General features: G+C 73.3%; 14 protein-coding genes. 9 read left to right on the top strand and 5 right to left on the bottom strand.

Going from position 1 to position 25,117, the window contains the following annotated elements; all coding sequences use genetic code 11:
* The first annotated feature begins 145 nt into the window (after nucleotides 1–145).
* The gene (locus LCD33_RS00310; protein WP_224957319.1) at nucleotides 146–520 is read left to right on the top strand and encodes an MmcQ/YjbR family DNA-binding protein; all 375 of its coding nucleotides are present in this window, start codon (nucleotides 146–148) and stop codon (nucleotides 518–520) included.
* Between the two features lie 72 nt (nucleotides 521–592).
* Here LCD33_RS00310 and LCD33_RS00315 read toward each other — a convergent pair whose 3' ends face one another.
* Both LCD33_RS00315 and LCD33_RS00320 read right to left on the bottom strand, forming a co-directional pair.
* A complete protein-coding gene (locus LCD33_RS00315) occupies nucleotides 593–1,822 on the bottom strand; it encodes an MFS transporter (RefSeq protein WP_224957320.1) in 1,230 nt (409 codons plus the stop codon).
* 230 nt (nucleotides 1,823–2,052) lie between these two features.
* Nucleotides 2,053–2,769, bottom strand: coding sequence for a FadR/GntR family transcriptional regulator (locus tag LCD33_RS00320; RefSeq protein WP_224957321.1), 717 nt, complete (start codon nucleotides 2,767–2,769; stop codon nucleotides 2,053–2,055).
* Between the two features lie 172 nt (nucleotides 2,770–2,941).
* Here LCD33_RS00320 and LCD33_RS00325 point away from each other — a divergent pair, with 172 nt between their 5' ends.
* On the top strand, nucleotides 2,942–4,231 hold the full coding sequence (locus LCD33_RS00325) for a cellulase family glycosylhydrolase (protein ID WP_308011200.1): 1,290 nt from the start codon (nucleotides 2,942–2,944) through the stop codon (nucleotides 4,229–4,231).
* Between the two features lie 378 nt (nucleotides 4,232–4,609).
* On the opposite strand, the gene LCD33_RS00330 is transcribed toward LCD33_RS00325, so the two are convergent.
* Entirely contained in the window at nucleotides 4,610–5,179 is a 570-nt protein-coding gene (locus tag LCD33_RS00330; RefSeq protein WP_224957322.1) for a DUF4232 domain-containing protein, read from the bottom strand.
* Nucleotides 5,180–5,358: 179 nt separating this feature from the next.
* On the opposite strand from LCD33_RS00330, the gene LCD33_RS00335 reads away from it, so the two are divergent.
* On the top strand, nucleotides 5,359–5,913 hold the full coding sequence (locus LCD33_RS00335) for a hypothetical protein (protein WP_224957324.1): 555 nt from the start codon (nucleotides 5,359–5,361) through the stop codon (nucleotides 5,911–5,913).
* A gap of 4 nt (nucleotides 5,914–5,917) precedes the next feature.
* On the opposite strand, the gene LCD33_RS00340 is transcribed toward LCD33_RS00335, so the two are convergent.
* Nucleotides 5,918–6,649 carry a 1-acyl-sn-glycerol-3-phosphate acyltransferase gene (locus LCD33_RS00340; protein ID WP_224957325.1) on the bottom strand — a complete coding sequence of 244 codons (732 nt, stop codon included), beginning with the start codon at nucleotides 6,647–6,649 and terminating at the stop codon, nucleotides 5,918–5,920.
* Between the two features lie 617 nt (nucleotides 6,650–7,266).
* Between LCD33_RS00340 and LCD33_RS00345 the strand changes: the two genes are divergently transcribed.
* From LCD33_RS00345 to LCD33_RS00365, 5 genes are read left to right on the top strand one after another with little or no spacing between them, the layout of a single operon-like run.
* The gene (locus tag LCD33_RS00345; protein ID WP_224977371.1) at nucleotides 7,267–16,512 is read left to right on the top strand and encodes a non-ribosomal peptide synthetase/type I polyketide synthase; all 9,246 of its coding nucleotides are present in this window, start codon (nucleotides 7,267–7,269) and stop codon (nucleotides 16,510–16,512) included.
* Nucleotides 16,502–18,163 (top strand): NAD(P)/FAD-dependent oxidoreductase, encoded by a 1,662-nt coding sequence (locus LCD33_RS00350; RefSeq protein WP_224957327.1) that lies wholly within the window; start codon nucleotides 16,502–16,504, stop codon nucleotides 18,161–18,163. The genes LCD33_RS00345 and LCD33_RS00350 overlap by 11 nt, the downstream gene beginning before the upstream one ends.
* Complete coding sequence (locus tag LCD33_RS00355; protein ID WP_224957328.1) at nucleotides 18,160–19,863, top strand: NAD(P)/FAD-dependent oxidoreductase; 1,704 nt, start codon at nucleotides 18,160–18,162, stop codon at nucleotides 19,861–19,863. Before LCD33_RS00350 ends, LCD33_RS00355 begins: the two co-directional genes overlap by 4 nt.
* A gap of 1 nt (nucleotide 19,864) precedes the next feature.
* Nucleotides 19,865–20,920 carry an NADP-dependent oxidoreductase gene (locus LCD33_RS29240; RefSeq protein WP_224957329.1) on the top strand — a complete coding sequence of 352 codons (1,056 nt, stop codon included), beginning with the start codon at nucleotides 19,865–19,867 and terminating at the stop codon, nucleotides 20,918–20,920.
* Nucleotides 20,917–22,161 carry a cytochrome P450 gene (locus LCD33_RS00365; RefSeq protein WP_224957330.1) on the top strand — a complete coding sequence of 415 codons (1,245 nt, stop codon included), beginning with the start codon at nucleotides 20,917–20,919 and terminating at the stop codon, nucleotides 22,159–22,161. Before LCD33_RS29240 ends, LCD33_RS00365 begins: the two co-directional genes overlap by 4 nt.
* 36 nt (nucleotides 22,162–22,197) lie before the next feature.
* Here LCD33_RS00365 and LCD33_RS00370 read toward each other — a convergent pair whose 3' ends face one another.
* A complete protein-coding gene (locus LCD33_RS00370) occupies nucleotides 22,198–23,376 on the bottom strand; it encodes a cytochrome P450 (RefSeq protein ID WP_224977372.1) in 1,179 nt (392 codons plus the stop codon).
* 720 nt (nucleotides 23,377–24,096) lie between these two features.
* Between LCD33_RS00370 and LCD33_RS00375 the strand changes: the two genes are divergently transcribed.
* Nucleotides 24,097–25,113 (top strand): Lrp/AsnC family transcriptional regulator, encoded by a 1,017-nt coding sequence (locus tag LCD33_RS00375; RefSeq protein ID WP_224965894.1) that lies wholly within the window; start codon nucleotides 24,097–24,099, stop codon nucleotides 25,111–25,113.
* Nucleotides 25,114–25,117 lie beyond the last annotated feature (4 nt).

Here is a 25,117-nt window from a genome sequence, read left to right on the forward strand (position 1 = left end):
CCGCCCCGCCCCGGGCCCGGGGGGGGGGGGGGGCGGGGGCCCCCGGGCCCCCCCCGGGGGGGGGGCCCCCCGGGGGGCCCCCGGGCCCCGGGCCCCCCCCCCGCGGAGGCTCGCGCCGTCGGGGGTGCGACCTACGGTGGGAGCCGTGACGCCCCACGAGTTGAAGGCCGCATGCCTGGCCATGCCCGGCGCGCGGGAGGAGTTCCCGTTCGACGAGCGCAACAGCGTGTTCAAGGTCGCCGGGAAGCTCTTCGCGATCAGCCGCCTGGACGCCGAACCGCTGCGGGTCAGCCTCAAGTGCGAGCCGGACCTGGCGGTGCACCTGCGCACCAGCCACCCGGACGCGGTGCTGCCCGGCTACCACCTGAACAAGCGGCACTGGAACACCGTCGTCGTCAACGCCACCGTCCCGGACCAGCACGTCCGCGACCTGGTCGAGGACTCCTACGACCTGGTCGTCGCGGGTCTGCCGCGGCGGGAGCGGGAGAAGCTGCGCTGGTCGGCGTTGCGCCACGGCTGACGCCCGGCCACTGCCCGCGCCGGGTCCCGTGCCGTCCTCGCCGCGGGGGAACCGGCCGACCGGCTTCGGTGCTCAGAGATGGCGGGGGCTCGCGGCGGCCCACGCGGTGACCAGCTGCACGGCTTGCAAGCCGAGGAGCACGAGCAGCGGTGCGGTCCAGCCGCCGCTGAGGTCGTGCACGGTGCCGAGCGCGGTGGGGCCGAAGGCCGCCAGCAGGTAGCCGAAGGACTGGGCCATGCCGGACAGCGCCGCGGCCTGCCCGTGGTGGCGGGTGCGGAGCCCGAACACCGACAGCGAGAACACGATCATCCCGCCGCCGGCGAGGCCGAGCAGCACGCTCCACAGCAGCGCCAGCGCCGGGACGAGCACCATGCCGCCGAGGCCGACGACGTTGATCAGCACGAGCCCGACGATCAGGCCCCGCTGGTCGCGCGCCCACCGGTGGATGATGGCGGCGGTGGCGAGGTTCCCGGCGATGCCGAAGAACTGCAGGACGCTCAGGTGCAGGCCCGCGGTCGCCGGCGCGGTGCCGTGCGCGGCTTCGACCTCCGGCCACCAGGTGATGATGCAGTAGTACAGCGCGCTCTGGGTGCCCATCGACACGGTGATCATCCAGGCGAGGCCGGACTTCCACGGTGAACGGTACTGCTCGGGATGCGCGTCGAGGGCCGCGGCGACCTCGTGCCGGGGACGGGTGGAGCGGCGCAGTTGCGGGCTGAACACGGCGAAGCCGATCAGCGCGAGGCCCGCCCAGATCCCGAACGAGACGCGCCAGCCGGAGTCCGAGACCCCGGCGAGCGGCACGGCGACCCCGGACGCGAGCGCCGCGAACGCGGACTGCGTCGCCGAGTAGGCCCCGGTGACCCGTCCGCCGTCCTGCGGGAAGTCCCGCTTGATCAACGCGGGCAGCAGCACGTTGATGAGCGCGATGGCGAAGCCGAGGGCCAGCGTGCCGATCCACAGCGCGGGCTGCCACGGCGCGGAGCGGACGACGATGCCGACGGCGAGGATCGCCAGCGCCCCGCCGAGGGTGCGTTCGAGACCGAACCGGGCCGCCAGCGGCGGAGCGACGGGGGAGAACAGCGCGAAGCACAGCAGCGGCAGGCTCACCAGCGCGGACGCGACCGCGGAGGACAGGCCCAGGTCGGCGCGCACGTCCCCGACCAGCGGGCCGACGACGGTGAGACCGGCGCGCAGGTTCGCGCCGGTCAGCAGGATCCCGACCAGCACCAGGCCGGTCCGAAGTGGACGGTTCGTGGTGTCGCCGGTCGGTGCCGGGTGGGTCGTGCTGGTGGAGTTCACTTCGGCAGCCTTCGTCGAGCGTGGTTCTCGGTGAGCGCGCGAGCGGTGCGCGGTGATCGTCGCGGGTGCGGCCGGATCGGTGGTCCTCGCGCGGTGGCGCGGGCCTCGACGTCCGGCCGGTCGGCACGGGCGGAAGCGCCCGGCGTCAGCGGTGTTCCCCGCTCGGCGGGCCGAGCGACGGTCACCGGCAAATGTATGACAGCTGCACGAGCGTGCCAAGTTGACGTGCGTCACCCGTCGTCGGTGCCGCCGTCCTCCGCGCGCACGAAGGCCTCCCGCGCGTGCTGCAGCAGGCGGGTCGCCGCGTCGGCCGCCGCGTCCGGGTCCCGCTGCCGCAGCGCGCTCATCAACGCGTGGTGCTCGTCCTCGTCCTCCCACTCGCCGACGAGGAACCGCCGCCGCGCGCGCTCGGACAGCTCGCCGGGGGAGTACGTCGAAGCCCGGTCCACCCCGCGGTACATGTCGAGCAGCAGCGGGTTGCCGGAGGCGGCCACCAGGGCGTCGTGGAACCGGATGTCCCGCTCCAGGCGACCTCTCAAGTCGGTCGCCCCGTCCCGGTCGGCCAGCAGGACCGCCAGCTCGCCGAGCTCGTCGTCGGTGGCGCGGGCCGCGGCGAGCCGGGCGGCGTAGATCTCCAGCGCTTCGCGGACCTCGAAGACGGAGTCGACCGCGCGCGGCGAGATCTGCCGCCGCAGCACCGCGTCGAGCTCGCTGGCGGACCGCACGTAGGTGCCGTCGCCGGGCCGGGCTTCGAGCAGTCCGGCGTGGATCAGGCCGCGCAGCGCCTCGCGCACCGTGGCGCGGCTCGCTCCGAACGCCGCCACCAGGTCGTGTTCGCCCGGCAGCTTCGTGCCGACCGCCCACTCGCCCGAGGTGATCCGCTTCCGCACCTGGTCACCGATCTGCACCGACATCGGGACGTGACGCGTGGCGGGGCGGAACGACATCCCGCAACTGTAGGCCACCTGCTGCGACGGGCCCGGCCGAGAGGCCGCCGCGAACGGGAAAACCGTGGATTTCCCGATCATCCGGGTGCGGTGATCGCTGCGAGGATGGGTCGGCCACCGTCGATCTCCGGATCGACCGACTTCCGGGGAGCCGACCAGTGGAGATGTCCGCGTGATCGCCAGAGTCCTCGTCGCCGTGCTGGCAGCCTCGCTGCTGGTGCCCGCCACCGCGGCCGCGTCCGAGCGGGCCGACGCCTCCTGGACGGGGCCGCTGCACACCGAGGGCAGCCGCATCGTCGACGCCGACGGCAACGACTTCCAGCTGAAGTCCGGGAACTGGCACGGCGCCAGCGGCACCTGGAACGGCAGCGGGGACGTCGACGACCCCGCGAACCACCACGACGGCGAGCACTCCCACGGCATCCCGCTCGGCCTGGACCGCGCCTCGATGGACGACATCGTCGGCAGCTTCCACGAGCTCGGCATCAACAGCATCCGGCTGCCGTTCTCCAACGACATGATCGACGACGAGGCCACCGTGCCCGACGAGGCGGTCACCGCGAACCCGGAGCTGCGCGGCAAGACGCGGCTGGAGATCTACGACGCGGCCGTGCGCGCGCTGACCGGCAGCGGGCTCGCCGTGATCCTCAACAACCACACCGGCACCTCCCGCTGGTGCTGCGGCGTCGACGGCAACGAGCGGTGGAACAGCAGCCAGAGCGACCAGGAGTGGGAGGACGACTGGGCGTTCATGGCCGCGCGCTACGCCGACAACGAGCGGGTGGTCGGCGCCGACCTCTACAACGAGGTGCGCCGGGACGTCTTCGACGACCCGAACTGGGGTCTCGGCGACGAGCACGACTGGTTCGCCGCCTCGCAGCGCGCCGGGGACCGGATCCTCAACGAGGCCAACCCGAACCTGCTCATCATCATCGAGGGCATCAACTGGACCGGGCTCCCGGTGGAAGGCCTGCCGCACGAACGGCCCACCCTGGAACCGGTGCGCGAACTGCCGCAGCAGCTGGTGAAGCCGGACAAGCTCGTCTACTCGGCGCACTTCTACGGCTACACCGGGCCGAACCACAGCGGCGCCACCGGCACCGGCGAGACGCACGACCCGCGCTACCAGGACATGTCGCGCGAGGAGCTCTACGACGTGCTGCGCAGGCAGGCGTTCTTCGTCACCGAGGACGGCAAGCCCTACACCGCGCCGCTGTGGATCAGCGAGTTCGGAGTCGGTCGCGGTGAGCAGGACGCGAAGGCCCGCGAGTGGTTCGAGAACTTCACCGACTTCCTGGTGGCCGAGCACGCGAACTTCGCCTACTGGCCGCTGGTCGGCTGGCAGGAGGGCGGCGAGTCCGACGGCTGGGGCCTGGTGCAGTGGGATTCGGCCGGTGACCGGATCTCCGTCGACGACGGCGACTGGCGGGCCGATGCCTGGCACCGCCTGACCGCCGACTGAGTTCTTCCTCGCACGTTGGGGTTCGGTTGATCTGTGGTCGGGTGGCGGAACCTCAGCCGCTTTCTCGCTGCGGGATCTTTTTCCCGAGTGGCTCCGCCACGAGGGAAAACGCTGTCCTCGCGAGGAAGCGGCTGAGAACCCGCGGGTGGTGCCGTTGCTCGGGTGGTCGGCGGCTCAGCGGCTTCGCCGCTGATAGGAGAAGGGCAGACCGTCGGGTGGGGTCGTGGGGACGTCGACAGTCCGGGTGGGTCCCGCGCCTCCCCGCGCGGGACCGGCCGGATCATCGTTCCTCGGTGGGGTGCGCGGTCACCTCTCGTCCTTCGTGGACTGCGCGAATCCCGTTGCGGGAGCGGACCGTCCACCGGCCCGCTCGTCCGGTCAGAACGGCTTGAACTCGTGCACGTAGGTGCCAGGGTGGGTGGCGCCGTCCTGGCGCAGCACGCCGAAGTCGTGCGACCACGGGATGTGCAGCGGGTCCTCCTGACCCGGCGGGATGGTGACCAGTTCGGTGGGCCGCCACGCCTCGGGGCTGCGGTCCGGGAGCACCGTCAGCTCCGCGATGCCCCGCTCGCCGGCCGTCAGCAGGTACCCGGGATCCCCGTCGTCCACCCGCGGCACCGAATAGGTGGGCCCGTGCACCGGGTCGTCCGGGCCGGCGAGGTCGACGCCCGGCGCGCCGCGCAGGATGCACTCGTGGTCGGAGGCGTTCGTGTACTCCAGCTGGATGCGCAGCTGCCCGGAGCCGTCGTCGAGGACCCCGCCGAACCTGGCGTCCAGATCACCGGTACCGCAGCGCGGGGTGTCGGCCGATGCGGTGCGCGCCGCATCGGCCCCGGCGGCCGACTGCGCGCCGAGCGCCGACTGGCCCGCCTGGGCACCTGCTCCGCACGCCGTCACCGCCAGCGCCGTGCCCGCCAGCGCCAGCGCCCCCAGGGTGGTCCGCAGCATGTCGTGCTCCTCTCTTCGCGGGAACCCGTGCTCCCGCCCGCTACTAGTGGGACGCCGGGGAGCGCGGCGGGTTGCCCCCGCGTGATCGACGAGCCGCGCGCCGCCCTCGCGGTGCGGACCGAACAGTCGATCGCGGCCCGGCTACCGTGGTGCGCTGACCATGAGCGGAGGGGGAGCGGATGCCGGGACGACGAGTGCTGGTGACCGGGGCGACCGGCGTCGGCAGCACGACCTTGGGACGCGCGCTGGCCGTCGCCTGGGCGGTGCCGCACGCCGACGTCGACGACTACCTGTGGCTGCCCACCTCGCCGCCGTACACCGACAAGCGCCCGGTGGCGGAACGGGTTCCGCTGATGCGGTCGCTGTTCGTGCCCCGGCCCGCGTGGGTCCTGTCGGGCACGCTGCGGGGATGGGGCGACGAGGTGATCGCCGACGTGGACGCCGTCGTGTTCCTCACCGCCGAGACCGACGTCCGGCTCGAACGGCTGCGGCGGCGCGACGTCGTCCGCTACGGCACGGCCGTCGCCGCGGGCGGCAGCCTGGCGGCCGCGCACCACGATTTCCTCTCCTGGGCGGGCGACTACGACGACACCGACGTGCCCGGCCGCCGCAGCGCGGACGAGGCCTGGCTGGCCGGGCTGCACCGCCCCGTCCTGCGGCTGTCCGGCGAACGCCCGCTGGACGACCTGCGCGCGGACGTCCTGGCCTGGCTCGGCGACGTCGACCCGCGCTGACACCTCACCGCTCGTCGTCGAGCGCGGCGGCCTCCTCCGGGGTGGGAGCGGTGCCGCCCAGGTGGGCCGGGAGCCACCAGCGGTCGTCCTCACCGGCGGGACCGTCGGGGTAGCCGGTCTGCAGGTCGTCGAGGATCGCGGACATGTGGGCGCGCAGCTCCTCGCTCAGCACCTCGGGATCGTCGTCCGGGCCGGGGTGGAACGGTTCGCCCGCGTGGATGTGGATCGGGACGTGCCGCTTGGTGAGGGTGCGCGGCCTGCCCTTCGTCCACAGCCGCTGCGTGCCCCACAGCGACATGGGCAGCACCGGGACGCCCGCGTCGGCGGCCATCCGCACCGCGCCGGACTTGATCGGCTTGACGGTGAACGAGCGGCTGATGGTCGCCTCGGGGAACACCCCGACGACCTCGCCCGCGCGCAGCCGCGCGACCGCCTCGTCGTAGGAGGCCCGGCCGGCGGACCGGTCCACCGGGATGTGGTGCATGCCGCGCATGAGCGGACCGGCGATCCCGTGGTCGAAGATCTGCTTCTTCGCCATGAACCGCACCAGCCGCCGGGACGGCTGCGCGCCGAGCCCGCAGAAGATGAAGTCCAGGTAGCTGACGTGGTTGCAGGCGATCACCGCTCCACCGGTGCGCGGGATGTGCTCGGTTCCCGTCACGCGCAGCCGGTTGTCCAGCACGCGGAACATGGTCTTCGCCGCCAGCACTACGGGCGGGTACACGATCTCGGCCATCGCGCCAGGTTACGCAGGCGTAGGTTCGACCCGCGCCCGGCTGCGGCCGCCGTCACACCCGGGCCGGCCGGGCCGGTTCCCGATCGCGCGGGGGCGCGGGCCGGGAGAACGCGTCCTCGGATTCGCTGGCCGAGTTCTCGCGGGCCTCGTGGTTCTTCCGCGGTCGCCACGAGTTCCCGCACTGCCGGAACTTCGCGCGGATCGAGGAATGCTCGGTTTTGTGCCGATTCCTTCGGGTAATTGCCGGGAGCAATGTTCTTCTTAGGTATGTCGGTATTTCCCGGCGCGCCCGCGGGTGCCGGGGAGGAGTGAAGTGGATCACTTGTTGGTGTCGGAATCCCTGCTGCACCAACGGAATCGGGAGCCGGAGCACGATGCCGACCGCGGCGGTTCCGTCCACGGAATTTCGCGAATTCGCCCGGATGCCGATGAAGATCATTCGTTCGGGAACCCCGGTCGGAGCAAAAGGAATACCCGGTCGGGTGGGGGCGCGGGGAACGGGTAGCTCGCACCATTGTCGGTTCCTAGCCTCGATTCGGCGGCGCCGGTTGCGGATATCACCGGCGGGTGCCACTTACCCGAACTGACGTCGATGGTCGCGAGGACACGAGGATCCGATGGGCACCGAATCCAGCACCCCGCCGCACGAGGACAAGATCGCGATCATCGGGATCGGCTGCCGGTTACCCGGCGGGGCGAGCACCCCCGGGGCGTTCTGGCGGAACCTGGCCGCGGGCAGGGACTGCCTCACGCCCACACCACCCGATCGCTACGACATCGGCACGCTGCGCAGCGGCGATCCCGCCAAGGCCGGCCGCCTGGTCGGCGGCCGCGGCGGCTACGTCGACGGCTTCGACGAGTTCGACCCCGCCTTCTTCGGCATCAGCCCGCGCGAGGCCGCGCACATGGACCCGCAGCAGCGCAAGCTGCTGGAGGTCACCTGGGAGGCGCTGGAGGACGGCGGCCAGCGCCCGGCCGACCTCGCGGGCACCGACGTCGGCGTCTTCATCGGCGCCTTCACCCTCGACTACAAGATCCTGCAGTTCGGTGACCTGGACTTCGGCACCCTCGCCGCGCACACCGCCACCGGCACGATGATGACGATGGTGTCGAACCGCATCTCGCACTGCTTCGACTTCCGCGGCCCCAGCGTCTCGATCGACACCGCGTGCAGCTCCTCGCTGGTGTCCGCGCACCTGGCCTGCCGCAGCCTGCGCAGCGGGGAGAGCGAGCTCGCGGTGGTCGGCGGCACCTCGCTGCAGCTGGCCCCGCAGTACACGATCAGCGAGACCCGCGGCGGCTTCCTGTCCCCCGAAGGGCTGTCCCGCACCTTCGACGCCGCCGCCGACGGGTACGTGCGCTCCGAAGGCGTGGCCGCGGTGGTGCTCAAGCGGCTCGCCGACGCCGAGCGGGACGGCGACCCGATCTACGCGCTCATCACCGGATCCGGCGTGAACCAGGACGGCCGCACCGGCGGCATCACCGTGCCCGACGGGGACCGGCAGGCGGAACTCGTCGAACGGGTCTGCGCCGAAGCGGGCCTGCTGCCCGGCGACCTGCAGTACGTGGAGGCGCACGGCACCTCGACCGCCGTCGGCGACCCCATCGAGGCGAACGCGCTCGGGCGCGCCCTCGCGCACGGGCACCGGGACGGCGACGAGCGCTACGTGGGTTCGGTGAAGACGAACATCGGGCACACCGAGGCCGCCGCCGGGGTCGTCGGCCTGATCAAGGTGGCGCTGGCGGTGCGCGCGGGCCGGATCCCGCCGCACATCAACCTGAACGAGCTCAACCCGGCGATCGACCTTGCGGCGCTGCCGTACCGGATCCCGCTGGAGCTGACCGGCTGGCCCGCGCACGAGGGCCCCGCCCGCGCCGGGGTCAACTCGTTCGGCTTCGGCGGCACCAACGCGCACGTCCTCGTCGAGGAGGCCCCCGCGCGGGCGCCGGTCGCGGACGAGCCCACGGCCCCGAGCGTGCTGCCGATCAGCGCCCGCGACGAGGACGCGCTGCGGCGGCGCGTCGAGGCGGTCCGCGCCGAGCTGGACGGCGTCGACGAGACCGGGCTGCGCGACCTCGGCTACACCCTCGCGCGGCGCCGCCAGCACCACGCGGCCCGGCTCGACGTCGTGTACTCGTCCGCGGACTCGCTGCGCGAACGGCTGGACGCGCACCTGCGCGGCGAAGCGGACCCCCGGGTGGTCGCCGACCGCTGCCGGGACGGCGGCGCAACGGTGTGGGCGTTCAGCGGCATGGGCCCGCAGTGGTGGGCGATGGGGCGGGAGCTGTTCGAGGCCGAACCGGTGTACCGGGAGGCCGTGGAACGCTGCCACGCCGAGATCCGCGACCTCGCCGGGTGGTCGCTCGTCGACGAACTCCGCGCGCCGCAAGCGGAAACGCGGATGGGGGAGACCTGGCTGGCCCAGCCCGCGAACTTCGCCGTGCAGGTCGGGCTGGCCGCGCTGTGGCGGCACCGCGGGGTGCGCCCGGACGCGATCGTCGGGCACAGCACCGGCGAGATCGCCGCCTTCCACGAAGCCGGGGTGTACTCGCTGCGGGACGCCACCACCATCGCGATCCACCGCAGCAGGCTGCAGCAGCGGCTCACCGGCACCGGGACGATGCTCGCGGTCGCGCTCGACGAGGACGCGGCGCTGGAGCGGCTGCGGGGCCGCGGCGACCGCGTCTCGGTGGCCGCGGTCAACGGCCCGGCCGCGATCACGCTGGCCGGGGACGAGGAGGAGCTGCGCGCGCTCGCCGCCGAACTGGAGGCCGAGCACGTCTTCGCCCGGCAGCTGGACGTCCGGGTGCCGTACCACAGCGCGCGGATGGACCCGATCAAGGACGAGCTGCTGGCCGCGCTGGCCGGGATCCGCCCGCAGGGGGCGCGCGTCCCGCTGCACCTGACCGCGACGGAGGACCGGGCGCGCGGGCCCGAGCTGGACGCCGAGTACTGGTGGCGCAACGTCCGCGAACCCGTCCGCTTCCGCGCCGCCGTCGACCGGCTGATCGCCGATGGGCACCGCACCTTCCTGGAGATCGGCCCGCACCCGGTGCTCGCCCACCCGATCCGGGAATGCCTGGCGGACGCCGGGGCCGAGGGCATCGTGCTGCCGTCGCTCCGGCGCCGCGAGGACGAGGTCGAAGGCATGCTCACCTCGCTCGCCGCGCTGCACGCCAGGGGCGCCGAGGTCGACTGGGCCCCGCTGCACCCGGCCGGGCGGGTCGTCGCGCTGCCGCCGTACCCGTGGGCGCGGGACCGCTACTGGACCGAACCCGACGCGGTCGCGCAGATCCGGCTCGGGCGGGTCGACCACCCGCTGCTCGGCAGGCGCCTGGCCACCGCCGAGCCGGGGTGGGAACTCGCGCTCGACCTCGAACGGTCGCCGTACCTGGCCGACCACCGCATCCAGGGGACCGTCGTGTTCCCCGCCGCCGGGTACGTCGAGATGGCCGCGCAAGCCGTCCGCGCCCTCACCGGCGACGACCGGGTGCTGCTGCGCGACCTGGAGTTCCGCCGGGCGCTGTTCGTCGCCGACGGCGAGGTGGGCAAGGTCCAGCTCGCGCTGTCCGGGGAGGACGCCCGGTTCACCATCGCGACCCCGGGCGGCGACGAGCGGCGCGCGGTGCACGCGAGCGGCTCCGCCGGTATCGGCGGTGACGGGCTCGGCGACGTCCCGGACTGGTCCGCGCTGCGCGGCGCCGACCGGCGCCGCCTGGACCGGGAGTCCTGCTACGCGGCGCTGGACGCGGCCGGCTACCAGTACGGCCCCGCGTTCCGGGCGATCGAGCAGGTGTGGCTCGGCGATGACGAAGCGCTGGCCCGGATCGTGCCCACCGCGCAGGCCCGCGACGCGGCCGAGCACCACGCGCACCCCGTGCTGCTGGACGCCTGCTTCCAGACCTTGCTGGTGCCCGAAGTGCTGCGCGACGGCAGCGGCGGCACCGGGATCCGGCTGCCGCTGTCGCTGGCGGAGCTGCGGCTCGACCCGGTCGGGGACCGGCCGATCTGGGTGCACGCGCGGATCACCGCGCGCGACGGCGGCGAACTCGTCGGGCGGCTCGCGCTGTTCGCCGAGGACGGCACCCCGCTGGGCCGCATCGACGGCTTCCGCGCGGGCGAGGTGGAGCGGGCGGGCTCGCTGGCCCGCCGCACCATCGACAACTGGCTGGTCGAACCGGTGTGGCAGCCGCTGCCTGCGGTGGAAGCGGACGGTGCGAGCGGCCGCTGGCTGGTGCTCGCCGACCGGGGCGGCGTCGGCGCCGCGCTCGCCGCCCCCATCACCGCGGGCGGCGGCAGCTGCCACCTGGTGCGTCCCGGGCCGCGGTACCGGCGCGGGGACGCGGAATCCGAGCTGCGGCCAGGGGACCGCGCCGACCTGGGGCGGTTGCTCGACGAACTCGGCGCGGACGGCCCCGACCACGTGCTGCACCTGTGGAACCTGGATCCGGCGCCGATCGACGCGCTGGGCCGCGCCGAGATCGACGCGCAGGCCGAGCTCGGCGGCTACTCGCTCATCGCGCTCGCCGACGTGCTGCAGCAGCGGCACCGCGCGGCGGAGCTGCACGTGGTGACCAGAGGAGCGCAGGCCGTCGTCCCCGGGGACGTGGTCGCCCCGCTGGGCGCCCCGGCGTGGGGCGTCGGCCGCGTGCTGCGCCAGCAGGAGGCGGTGCGCAACCGCGGCAAGCTGATCGACCTCGACCCGGGCCGCGCCGACTCCGCGGCGGACGCCGCGGACGTGCTGCGCGCCGTCGCCGCGCCCGACGAGGACGAGATCGCGGTGCGCGGCAGCACGTTCCGCACCGCCCGGCTGCGCCCCGCGCAGGACCTGTCGACGCCGCTGCCGCCCGTGCTGCGACCGGACGGCACCTACCTGGTCACCGGCGCGTTCGGCGCCCTCGGCCGGTTGCTGTGCCGCACCCTGGTCAAGCGGGGCGCGCGCCGGCTGGTGCTGATCAGCCGCTCCGGGGTGCCCGAGCGCGTCGAGTGGGGGAACCAACACCCGGACTCCCCGGTGGGCGGCCGCGTCCGCTTCGTCCGCGAACTGGAAGCGTTCGGCGCGCACCCCGAGGTCGTCGGCCTCGACATCACGGACGAGACCGCGCTGACCACCTGGCTCGCCGAGCACCGGCGCGGTGCACCGCAGCCGATCCGCGGGGTGTTCCACCTCGCCGGGAACCTGCGCGACGCGCTGGTGGCCGACCTGGACCGCGAGGCCTACCGCGCGGTGCACGACCCCAAGGTCGTCGGCTCGCTGCTGCTGCACCGGCACCTGCGGGACGAGCCGCTGGAGCACTTCGTGCTGTTCGCCTCGATCGCGTCGCTGCTGACCACCGCGGGGCAGACGAACTACGCGGCGGGCAACGCCTTCCTCGACGCGCTCGCCCACCACCGGCGCGCGCTCGGGCTGCCCGCGCTCAGCATCGACTGGGGTCCGTGGGCCACCGGCATGATCGAGGAGCAGGGCCTCGTCGAGCACTACCGGACCGCGCGCGGCATGAGCTCGCTGACCCCCGAGGCCGGCATGGCGGTGCTGGAGCGGGTCCTCGGGCAGCGCCACGCCCAGCTGGTGGTCGCCACCGTCGTCGACTGGCCCACCTTCCTGTCCTGGTACCCGGTCGCGCCGCCGCTGGTCGCCGAGCTCGCGTCCGCCGCCGATGCCGGGGACGCGGGCGAGACCGCGGGGTTCCTCGACATCTTCCGCGCCGCCGACCCCGCGCTGCGCCACGACCTGCTCACCGAGCGCTTCACGGCGCTGGTCGCCGGTGTGCTGCAGGTGCCGCCGGACTCGGTGGACGGGCAGGACGGGCTCAACGCGCTCGGCCTGGACTCGATGCTCGCGATGGAGCTGCGCGCGCAGATCCAGGCGGAGCTCGGCGTGGCGCTGCCGGTCGTCGCGCTGCTCGGCAACACCCCGGTGCGCGAACTGGTCCAGCAGGTCCACGACGAGCTCGCGGAGTCCGCGGGCGCGGACGCGGGCGCGGTGGCGGCCGTGGAGGTCTTCCGCGACGAGCACCGCTTCCCGCTCACCCAGAACCAGAAGGCGCTGTGGTTCCTCAAGCAGCTGCACCCCGACGGCTTCGCCTACAACATCGGCGGCGCCGTCGAGGTCCGCACCGAACTGGACCCGCGGCTGCTGGCCGAGGCGTTCGGCACCCTGGTGGCCCGGCACTCGAGCCTGCGCGCCAACTTCCTGCTGCACCGCGGCGAACCGGTGCAGGTGATCGCGCCGGAGGCGGTGCCGGACTTCGCGGTCGTCGACGTGCGCGGCCTGCTCTGGGAGGAGGTGCACCGGCGGATCGTCGCGGCCTACCGCGCGCCCTACGACCTCGAACGCGATCCGCTGATCCGGTTCCGCCTGTTCCAGCGCGCGCCCGACCGCTGGGTGCTGGTGAAGGCCGTGCACCACATCATCTCGGACGCGATCTCGACGTTCACCTTCATCGAGGAACTGCTGGCCCTGTACGAAGGACTGCGGCGCGGTGAACCCGTCGAGCTGCCGCCGGTGGCCGCGAGCTACCTGGACTTCCTCAACCGGCAGAACGAGTTCCTGGCCGGGCCCGACGCTCGGCGGATGCTGGAGCACTGGCGCTCCCACCTGCCGGAGCGGATCGAGGTGCTGAACCTGCCGACGGACAAGCCGCGCCCGCTGGTGCAGACGCACAACGGGGCCTCGGAGTTCTTCGCGCTGGACACCGAGCTCAGCGCCCGGGTGCACGAACTGGCGCGGGAGCACAACGTCACCCCGTTCGTGGTGCTGCTCAGCGCCTACTACCTGCTGCTGCACCGGTACTCCGGCCAGGACGACCTCATCGTCGGCAGCCCGGTCACCGGCCGCACCGCGCCCGAGTTCGGCTCGGTGTACGGCTACTTCGTCAACCCGCTGCCGCTGCACGCGCACCTCGGCGGCGACCCGGCGGTGGCCGAGCTGCTGGACCGGGTCCGCACCGCCGTGCTGGGCGGGCTGGACAACCAGGAGTACCCGTTCGTGCTGCTGGTCGAGCAGCTCGGGTTGCAGCACGACCCGAGCCGCTCGGCGGTGTTCCAGGTGATGTTCATCCTGCTGCACCACAAGGTCTCCGCTGAGCAGTACGGCTACCGGCTCGACTACGTGGAGTTGCCCGAGGAGGAGGGCCAGTTCGACCTGACGCTGTCGGTGTACGAGGACGAAGCCGACCAGCGCTTCCACTGCGTGTTCAAGTACAACACCGACCTGTTCCTGCCCGCGACGATGCGACGGCTGGCCGGGCACTACACGGCGCTGCTCGACGCGCTCACCGCGGCACCGCCCGCGCGGCGCATCGCGGAGCTGCCGATGCTCGACGCGGCCGAGCGGGACCGGATCCTCGGCGAGTGGAGCGGCGCGGGCCGCGAACCGGCCGTCGGCGCACCCGTGCACGAGCTGGTGGTCGCCGCCGCCCGCGAGCACCCGGACGCGATCGCGGTCTCGCACCCGGGGACCGACCGGCGGATGAGCTACGCCGAACTGGACGAGCTGTCCGGCCGGCTGGCGCGCGGGCTGCGGGCGCGCGACGTCGGCGAGGGCTCGATCGTGGGGCTGTGCCAGGGGAAGGGCCCGGAGCTGATCGCCTCGGTGCTGGCGGTGCTGCGCGCCGGCGCCGCCTACCTGCCGCTGGACCCGGGGCACCCGCCGGATCGGCTCGCGGCGATGGTGCGGCGGTCCGGGGCGGGCGTGGTGCTCGCCGACGAGCCGATGCGGGCGGTGCTCGGGACGGCGGCGGAGCTGCTGACCCCGGCGGAACTCGCGGCGGAGGGCGCCGGCGAGCCCGCGGGCGCGGAGGTCCGGGTCGCGCTCGACTCGCCCGCCTACGTCTGCTGCACCTCCGGCTCCACCGGCCTGCCGAAGGCGGTGCAGGTCAGCCACCGCAACCTCGCTTCCGCGCAGGCGTCCTGGCAGCGCGAGTACGGCCTCGGCGGGGACGTGCGGGTGCACCTGCAGCTCGCCAGCCCGGCCTTCGACGTGTTCACCGGCGACCTGGTGCGGGCGTTGAGCACCGGCGGCACCCTGGTGCTCGTCGACCGGGACCTGCTGTTCAACACCGCGCTGCTGCACCGGACGATGGTCCGGGAACGGGTGGACTGCGCCGAGTTCGTGCCCGCGGTGGTGCGCGGACTGGTGGAGCACTGCGAATCCCGCGGCGCGCGGCTGGACTTCCTGCGGGTGCTGGTCGTCGGCTCCGACGTGTGGAAGGTCGAGGAGCACCGGCGGCTGCGCGAGCTGTGCGGCCCGGACACCCGGCTGATCAGCTCTTACGGGGTCACCGAGGCCACGGTGGACAGCACCTGCTTCGAAGGGTCCACCGACGGGATGGAACCCGGGCAGCCGGTGCCGATCGGCATGCCGCTGCCGAACACCACCTGCTACGTGCTCGACGAGCACGAGCGGCCGGTGCCCGCGGGCGTCACCGGGGAGCTGTGGCTCGGCGGGGCCGCGGGGGGCACCGGCTACCGGGGCGACCCCGAGCAGACCGCCGCGCGGTTCCGCACCCTGTCCCCGGGCGGGGAGCCGGTGCGCTGCTACCGCACCGGTGACCTGGCGCGCTGGGACGAGCGGGGCGTGCTGCACCTGTTGGGGCGGGCCGATTCGCAGATCAAGGTGCGCGGGCACCGAATCGAGCTCGGTGAGGTCGAAGCGCACCTGGCCGCCTGGCCGCAGCTCAAGCGGGTCGTGGTGGTGGCGCGCCCGGACTCCGGCGGGGAGACCGCGCTGTGCGCCTACTGCGTGCCGGTCGACGGCGCGGAGCTGGACCGGCGCGGCCTGCGCCGCCACCTGGCCGAGCACCTGCCCACGTTCATGATCCCGGCGCACCTGGTGGAACTGCCGGAGCTGCCGCTGACGACGAGCGGCAAGGTCGACCTCGACGAGCTGCCCGCCCCGTCGGCCGCGCGGACCCACGACCACGAACCGACCACGACGCTGTTCGAGGAGCGGATGGCCGCGCACTGGCAGGCCCTGCTCGGCCTGGACCGGGTCGGGCTGCACGACGACTTCTTCGAGCTGGGCGGCAGTTCCATCAAGCTGATCGAGCTGATCCACCACGTGCAGGCCGAGTTCGACATCACCGTCGCGGTCGGCGAGCTGTTCAAGACCACGACGTTGCACGGCATGGCCAAGACCGTCGAGCACGTGATCACCGGGCGGTTGCCGGGATCCCAGCCGTACGTGCGGTTCGGGGAGGGGCGCGGCGATCCGCTGTGCTGCTTCCCGCCGGTCGGCGGGCACGGGCTGGTGTACCGCCAGCTCGCCGGGAGACTCGCCGAGCACGAGCTGATCGGGTTCAACTACCTCAGCGGGGACGACAAGATCGCCCGCTACGCGGACCTGGTCGAGGCGTTCCAGCCGGAGGGCGCCTGCCGGCTGCTGGGCTACTCGCTGGGCGGGAACCTGGCCTTCGAGGTCGCGGGCGAGCTGGAGCGGCGGGGCAGGCGGGTCGCCCGCGTGATCATCGTCGACTCCTACCGGATCTCGGCCCCGTTCGAGGTGGGCGACGAACAGCTCGCCGAGTTCGAGCGGGAGCTAGCCGAACACCTGCGCAGGCACACCGGCACCGACGTGGTCGCCGAGGAGACCCGCGACCAGGCCCGGGAGTACCTGGAGTTCTGCGGCCGCACCCCGAACACCGCGGTGCTGGACGCGCCGATCACGGTGCTCAGCGACCCGCACAACCTCCCGATCCACCTCACCGGTGAGGAGGGCGGCTGGCAGGACCGCTCGCGGCGCGGAGCCGAGGTGCTGCGCGGATCCGGGGCGCACGCGGACATGCTCGACCGCGAGCACGTCGGCGCGAACGCGGACCTGGTGCGCGAGGTCCTCGCCGGGGGTGCCGCCGATGTCGCCTGAGCACCCCGCCGACAGGGCCCCCAGCGTCATCGTCATCGGCGGCGGCATCGCCGGGCTGGCGACCGCCTGCTACGCGCGGATGAGCGGTCTGCGCACCCAGGTGTTCGAGAAGCACGTGCTGCCCGGCGGCTGCTGCACCGCGTGGGGCCGCGACGGCTACATCTTCGACTACTGCATCGAGTGGCTGCCCGGCACCGCGGCCGGCAACGACGCCCACCGCGTGTGGCAGGAGCTCGGAGCATTGGACGGCAAGAGCATCACGAACTTCGAGATGTTCAACCGGGTCGTCGGTGCCGACGGCAGGGAGGTGACCTTCTACAACGACCCGGACCGGTTGCAGCGGCACCTGCTGGAGATCTCGCCGGAGGACGCCCGGCCGATTCGCTCGTTCTGCCGGTACCTGCGCCGGTTCCTGGCCGCGGCGGACTTCCCCCACCTGGTCCCGGGGCCGTTGCAGACGCGGCGGGAGAAGCTGGCGGCCGTGGCCCGGGCGCTGCCCGCCGCGATGCTGTACCGGCGCACCGCGACCGCCGGGATGCCGAGCTTCACCGACGGGCTGCGGGATCCGCTGCTGCGGCGGGCGTTCCCGTTCATCTTCTTCCAGGACCACGGCGGTTTCCCGCTGCTGCCGTACCTGCTCAACATGGCCGCGGCCCACCACGGCAACGCGGGGTTCCCCGAGGGCGGGTCGCTCGGGCTGGCGCGCTCGGTCGAGCGGCGCTACCTCGACCTCGGCGGGGACATCCGCTACCGGGCCAGGGTGGAGCGGATCCTGGTGGAGGGCGGCCGTGCGGTCGGGGTGCAGCTGCGCGACGGGACCCGGCACCACGCCGACCACGTCGTGTCGGCCTGCGACGGGGCGACCACGATCTACCGGATGCTGGAGGGCCGTTACACCGGCCCCGCGGTCGATCGCCTGTACGAGGATCTGCTGCACCGGTCGGAGGAGGTGTACCCGGGAGTCCTGTCGGCGTTCGTCGGCGTGGACGGGGAACTTCCGCCCGGCACGCCGCACAGCACCACCTACCTGCTGTCCGAACAGGACTGCGCGGCGCTGCCCGGGGTGGCGCAGCGCAGCATCGTGGTGCAGTTGCGGTCGAAATACTGGGCGGGGTGCGCTCCGCCCGGCAAGTCCCTGCTGCACTGCACGTACTTCACGGACTTCGCCTCCTGGCGGGAGCTGCGCCGCTCGAACCGGCGGGAGTACCGGGCGCGCAAGGAGCGGGTCGCCACCTTCGTCCGTTCGTTCCTGGAGCGCCGCTACCCGGGTCTCGACGACCGCGTCGAGTCGGTGGACGTGGCCACCCCCGTCACCCAACACCGCTACACCGGCAACTTCGCGGGCAGCATCCTCGCCTGGAAATCCTTCGGGGCGGCCGACGACCTGCTGGCGCAGCTGGTCGACCGGGACCGGATGCGGTTGCCCGGCCTGCGCGGGTTCTCAATGGCCGGGCAGTGGGTCGACGGTGGTGGCCTGATCCGCGCGGCCTCCTCCGGCAGGCACGCCGCGCAGTTCCTCTGCCAGGAGCTCGGGGTGCCGTTCCGCGCGTGGGAGAGCGATCAGCAGGAACCGTGGGACCGCGAGATGCTCGGCGAACTGCCGCTGCTGGACCGGGATCCGACTCGGCACGACAGGAGGGGACCGCGGTGAACCGCGAAACGATGATCATCATCGGTGGTGGGCTGGGCGGGTTGTCCACCGGCTGCTACGCCCAGATGAACGGCTACCGCTCGCGGATCTTCGAGATGCACGAGATCCCCGGCGGCTGCTGCACCGCGTGGGACAAGGGCGACTTCACCTTCGACATCTGCGTGAGCTGGCTGCTCGGCAACGGGCCCGGCAACGAGATGCACCAGATCTGGCTGGAGCTCGGCGCCTTGCAGGGCAAGGAGATGCGGCACTTCGACGTGTTCAACGTGGTGCGCGCGCGGGACGGGCGGGCGGTGTACTTCTACTCCGACCCGGACCGGCTGCAGGCGCACCTCACCGAGCTGTCTCCCGCGGACGCGCGGCTGATCCGGCACTTCTGCAACGGCCTGCGCAAGTTCCGGAAGGCGATCACGGTCTACCCGTTCCTCAAGCCGGTCGGGCTGATGGGCCGGTTCGAGCGCTGGCGGATGCTGGCCTCGTTCCTGCCGTACCTCAACGTCATCCGCACCTCCATCACCACCCTGATGACGGACTACTCGGCGAAGTTCCGGGATCCGCTGCTGCGGGAGGCGTTCAACTTCATCCTCTACGAGAAGCACCCGGCGTTCCCGGTGCTGCCGTTCTACTTCCAGCTCGCCTCGCACGCCAACCGCTCGGCCGGGGTGCCGGAAGGCGGCTCGCAGGGGCTGTCGGACTCCATCGAGCAGCGCTACCACCGGCTCGGCGGCCGGATCACCTACAACGCCAAGGTCGTCGAGGTGCTGGTGGAGGACGACCGCGCGGTCGGGGTGCGGCTCAGCGACGGCAGCGAACACCGCGCCGACATCATCGTGTCCGCCTGCGACGGGCGCACCACCACGATGGAACTGCTCGGCGGCCGGTACCTCTCCGACGACCACCGGCGGCTCTACGAGAAGACCATCGACGAGCCCGGCATGATCTTCCCTGGGTACTTCGCGCTGTTCCTCGGGCTGGACCGGCCGTTCCCCGAAGTCGATCCCTGCACCACACACCTGCTCGACGAGGACGTGGCGTCGAAGCTGATCGGGCTGCGCCACCCGAGCATCAACGTGCAGTTCCGCAGCGAGCACTACCCGGAGCTGGCCCCGCCGGGCGGCGCGGTCGTGTACGCCACCTACTTCTGCGACATCGAACCGTGGCGGGCGCTGAGCACCGGGCCGGAACAACGGACCCGGGTCCGGCACGGCACCGAGGTGCACACCCTCCCGGTGCGCCGCGGCACCGCCTACTACGCGGCGAAGCGCCAGGTGAAGGACGCGCTGGTCGACCACCTCGACACCTGCCACCCCGGGCTGCGGGACGCCGTGGTCACCCGCGACATCTCCACCCCGCTCACCCAGGTCCGCTACACCGGCAACTACGACGGCACCGTCCTCGGCTGGCAGCCGTTCGTGGACGGGGGCGAGGACATGGAGGAGGCGATCAAGAAGCACGGGCCGCGGCTGCCCGGGCTGGCGAACTTCTACCTGTCCGGGGTGTGGGCCACGACCGGCGGCCTCATCCGGGCCGTCGGCGCGGGCAGGCAGGTCATGCACTTCGTGTGCCGCGACGACGCCAAGGAGTTCACCGCGCACATCGACGAATCCGCACCACCGCCCACCCACCGGGTCATCCCGGTAGGACCGGACGTCCCCCGGCAGGCCGCGGCGGCCGAGCCGGCCCCGAAGCGAGGAGCCTGAGGTGAAGATCGAGAAATGGGTCATCCGCGAGCACGCGGAGGGCGTGCCCGCGGTCGACCGGATGTACGAGAAGGTGGTCGAGGACGTCGAGGTCCGGCTCCGGCCGGAGGAGATGCTGCTGCGCGTCCGGTACGTCTCCCTCGACCCGTACTTGCACGGGATCACGCTGAACCTGCCGCTCGGGGAGACGGCGGGCGGCGACTCGGTCATGGAGGTCCTGGAGGCCGGGCCCCGCGCCCGCTTCCAGCCGGGCGAGCTGGTGCAGGGCTGGGGCGGCTGGCGCAGCCACGTCATCAGCACCGGGGCCGGCGGCACGGTGTTCCGGAGCGCCTTCCCGCTGCAGGTGCCCGGCTTCCGCAGGCTCGACCAGGCCCACCACGACGAGGCGCTGCCGCTGTCGAGCGCGCTCGGCGTCTTCGGCGGACCCGGCATGGCCGCCTGGGGGACGGTGACGAAGTTCCTCGACGTGCGGCCCGGCGACACGGTGCTCGTCAGCGGTGCCTCCGGTGGTGTGGGCGCGCTCGTCGGCCAGCTCGCCGGGCTCGCCGGGGCGCGGGTGGTGGGCACGACCACCTCGCCGGAGAAGGTGCCGTACCTGCGAGGGCTCGGCTTCGACGAGGTCGTGGTCTACCGGGACGGCACCCCCGCCGAACAGGTCCGCGTCGAGCTCGCCACCGCCGCGCCGGACGGCATCGACCGGTACTTCGACAACCTCGGCGGCGCGATCACCGACGCCGCGTTCACCCTGCTCACCGTCGGCAGCCGGGTGGCGATCTGCTGGCAGTGGGCGCACCAGGTCGGTGGCGAGGAGACCGGACCGCGGCTGCTGCCGCTGCTGATGTACCCGCGCACCACGGTCCGGGGCATCTACTCGCTGGAATGGCACACCGAGCAGGAGTGGGCCGCGCTGCGCGCCGACCTCGGCCCGCTCGTCCGCAGTGGGCGGCTCCGCCACGACCAGACCACGTACCACGGGATCGACGCGATCCCGGACGCCTACGACAGCCTGTACCGCGGTAGCGCGGGCAACCGGGGAAAGGTGCTGGTGGAACTGTGAACAGCGTGGAGGACGTCCCGCGACCGGGCTCGGCCGGGAACCCGCGGAGCTACCCGTTCGACCAACCGGACCGGCTGGGGGTCCACCCGTCCTACGCGGAGCTGCGGCGCGACGACCCGGTGTCGCGGGTGCAGCTCGCCTACGGCGAACCGGCCTGGCTGGCCACCCGCTACGCGGACGTGAAGTTCGTGCTCAGCGACCCGCGGTTCAGCCGGGCGCTCGCGTTCGACCGGGACGAGCCCAGCACCCGGCCGAAGGGCGCCATCGGCCGCCACATCCGCAGCCTGCAGTACCTGGATCCACCGGAGCACACCCGCATCCGCAAGATCCTCAGCCACGCCTTCACGGTGCGCGGCATCGAGAAGCTGCGCCCCGGGGTGCAGCGGCTCGCCGACGAGCTCGTCGACGGCATGCTGGAACGCGGTCGCACCGCCGACCTCGCGGAGGACTTCGCGCGGCCGTTCCCGGCGGGCGTGATATGCGAGCTGCTGGGCGTGCCGTACGCGGACCGGCACGACTTCCAGACCTGGTCGGACGCGTTCATGTCCGTCGGCAGGCTGTCCCCGGAGCAGATCCGGTCCTACGCCACGCAGCTGCGCGAGTACATGGGCAGGCTCATCGTGCAGCGCCGCGAGGCGCCGAAGGACGACCTGATGAGCATCCTCGTCACCGCCCGCGACGTGGACGGCAGGCTCAACGACGACGAGCTGCTGTCCCTGGCGGTGGCGATCCTCGTCGGCGGGCACGAGACGACGGCCTCGCAGATCTCCAGCTTCACGTACGCCCTGCTCGCCCGGCCCGAGCTGCCGGCCCGGCTGGTCGCGGACCCGGAACTGGTGGCGCCGACCGTGGAGGAGCTGCTGCGCTACGTCCCGCTGTTCTCGATGGCGGCGTTCCCGCGCTACGCCACCGAGGACGTCGAGGTGGGCGGGGTGCTGGTGCGCGCGGGCGAACCGGTGCTGGTGAGCCTGGTCTCGGCGAACCGGGACGAGTCGGTGTACCACGACCCCGACGTGCTGGACGTGACGCGGAAGGAGTCCGCGCACGTCGGTTTCGGCTACGGCGCGCACTTCTGCGTCGGGGCGCAGCTGGCCCGGGTGGAGTTGCAGATCGCGTTGCGCACCTTGCTGCGGCGCCTGCCGGGATTGCGGTTCGCCACCTCCGAGCAGGACGTGGAGTGGAAGCGGGGGCTGTTCACCCGCGGCCCGCTGCGGCTGCCGATCGCCTGGGACGGGGCCTGACCGCCCGCCGGACCGGGGCGGGCGGCCCGCCCCTGATCACCACGTCACCGGGAGGCGGTGCACGCCGTAGTTGACCGAGGCCTCGCGCAGCGGGACCTCGGCGGCGGGCACCGCCAACCGCAGTCCGGGGAACCGCCGCAGCAGCCCGGAGAACCCGAGCCGCAGCTCCACCCGGGCGAGCTGCGCGCCCAAGCAGTGGTGAATGCCGTGCCCGAACGCGAGGTGCCCGGTGGCCGGCCGGCCGAGGTCCAGCCGGTCGGGTTCCGGGAACCGCTCCGGGTCCCGGTTGGCCGCCGACAGCGACACCGTGATCGGTTCGCCTTCGCGGATGGTGCTGCCGCGCAGGTCGACGTCCTCCAGTGCGGTGCGGGTGGCGCCGAACTGGTTGATCGTCAGGTACCGCAGCAGTTCCTCCACCGCGGTGTCGATCATCGCCGGGTCCGCGCGCAGCGCCGCGAGCTGCTCGGGGTGCGCGAGCAGGGCGTAGGTGCCGAGGCCGAGCATGTTCGCCGTCGTGTCGTCGCCGCCGGTGATGAGCATCGAGCACATCGTGGCGATCTCCTCGTCGGAGAGGTCTTCGTCGGCGAGCAGCGCGCTCACCAGGTCGTCACCGGGGGCGGCGCGCTTGGCGCGCACCTGCTCGTGCAGCTCGGTCCACAGCCGTCCCCACGCTCGCCCGGTGCTCTCCGCGTCGTTCTCCAGCGCCAGCATCGATTCGGTGGCGGCGCGCACCGAGGTCCGGTCCAGCCGCGCGCCGAGCAGCGTGCCGATCACCTCGAACGCGACGGGGCTCGCGAAGACCTCGACCAGGTCGACGGGCCCGCCCGCGGCCTCCACCGCGTCGAGCCGCCGCTCGACGACGTCGGCGACCAGCGGCTCCAGCCGCTGCACCCGGCGCGGGGCGAACGCGGCGGCAAGCTTGCGCCGGTACCACGCGTGCTCGGCGGCGGGCAGCACGCTGAACAGGCCCGGCGGCACCTCGTCGAAGGTGTCCTCGCCGTCGGCGGGGCCGCGCATCACGTCGAGGCTGGAGCTGAAGCGGTGGTCGACGAGCACCTCGCGGGCCAGTTCGTGGCTGGTCACCAGCCAGCCGAGCCTGCCGTCGGAGTGGTGCAGCCGCGCCAGCGGTTGCGCCGCGCGCAGTTCCCGCAGCCCGTCGTGCGGATCGAAGGGGCGGCTGCGGGTCGTGGGGTGGCGCACCGGCGTGCCGGTCATGGCGGGCTCCTCGTCGGGGTCGGAGAGGGCAGACGATCTCCATGCTTCCGGGACGGTGGTGCGAAGTCAGGGATCTCCACCCGTCCGTGCGGCGGACGAAACCCGTTCAGCGCAACGCTTTCCGCTGCCGGGTTTCGCGTGCCGGACCACCGCCGGGGCGCGGCAGGAGGGCGGGGCCCGGGCGCCGAGCGGCGGGCGCGCCGACGCCACCCCGGGCGGGGGGGGGGGCCCCGCCCCCCCCCGGGCCGCCCCCCCCCCCCCCCCCCCCCCCCGCCCCGCCCCCGGCCCCCCCCCCCCCCCCCCCGCCCGCCCCGGCCAGCCGGCGGGTTGGGGGGGGCGGCCCCCCCGCGGGGGGGGGGCGGGGGGGGGGGCCCGGGGCGCGGGGGGGGGGGGGGCCCCCCCCCCCCCGGGGGGGGCCCCCGCCCCCCCCCGCGACGGGCTCCGCCCCCGGAGGACCGGTCAGCCGCGGACCGGCCACCCGCGGACCGGCCACCCGCGGACCGGCCACCCGCGGACCGGCCACCCGCGGACAGGTTCGGAACGAATTTCGCCGATCACCTGGTGGGATCCGGCGCGTCCGAGGTGACCGGGCCGGGCCGGTCGCTCTGCGGGTTTCCGCGCGATCGGGCGCGAGGTTCGGGAGCATGGCCCGCCGAAACCGGCTCCGGTGCAGGATTCCCGCGTTGACCGGGTGCCGCTCGCTGTCTAGCGTTCCGCCGCATGAATCCAGGGCACCGCGCCGAGCCGGTCGACGAGGTGGATCGCCGCATCATCGCCGCGCTCCAGCTCAACGGCCGCGCGCCGTGGAGCGCCATCGCGCGCTGGGCCGGGGCGAGCGAGACCACCGTGCAGCGCCGGTTCACCGCGCTGCTCGAACGCGGGCTGGTGCGGGTCGTCGGTGTCATCGACCTGGACCGCACCGCCGCGGGTTCCTCCATGCTGGTGCGGATCCAGGCGAAACCGGGCAAGGGGTGGGAACTGGCGGAGCTGCTGGCCGCCCACCCCGAAGCCCGGTTCCTCGCCGTGGTCACCGGCACCGCCGACCTGATCGTCGACTTCGTCGCCCACGACAACGACCAGCTGCTGCGGTTGCTGTTCACCGACCTGCCCGGGGCGGGGCTCATCGCGGGCACCGAGAGCGTCGCGGTGATCCGCACCTTCACCACGGCCCCCGCCTGGGACACCGGGCTGCTGCCCGACGAAGCGGCGGACGACCTCCGGCGGTCGCCGACCCCGGCCTACGAACGCGCGGACTGGGGCCGGCCGCCGCGCGCGATGGGGGAGCTCGAACGCTCGGTCGCCGAGGAGCTGGCCCGCGACGGGCGGCTCCCGATCAGCGTGCTCGCCCGGCGCCTCGGTTGCAGCGAATCCGGTGCGGCGCGGGCGCTGGACCGGCTGCTGAACTCGCACAGCGTCCAGTTCCGCACGCTGGTCGAACCCGGGGTCCTGGGCTACGGCGTGGAGTTCATGCTGTGGCTCTCGATCCACCCGGGACGGCTCGACGCCGCCGGGCGGCAGCTCGCCGCCCATCCCGGCACGAAGTTCCTCGCCGCCGCGACCGGCCGGTTCAACCTGGTGGGGCAGATGGTGCTGCCCGCCAAGGCGGACCTCTTCCGCTACACCGACGAGGTCATCGGCACCTTGCCGGGGCTGCACGCCTCGGACATCACGCTGCACCTGGCCACCCTCAAGCGGGCCTGGACCCCGGTGGGCGGCTTCGAACGACCCCGAGCTTGAGGGA

The sequence above is a fragment of the Saccharopolyspora sp. 7B genome (genome assembly GCF_020177435.1).
In the GTDB taxonomy this organism is placed as follows: domain Bacteria; phylum Actinomycetota; class Actinomycetes; order Mycobacteriales; family Pseudonocardiaceae; genus Saccharopolyspora_C; species Saccharopolyspora_C gregorii.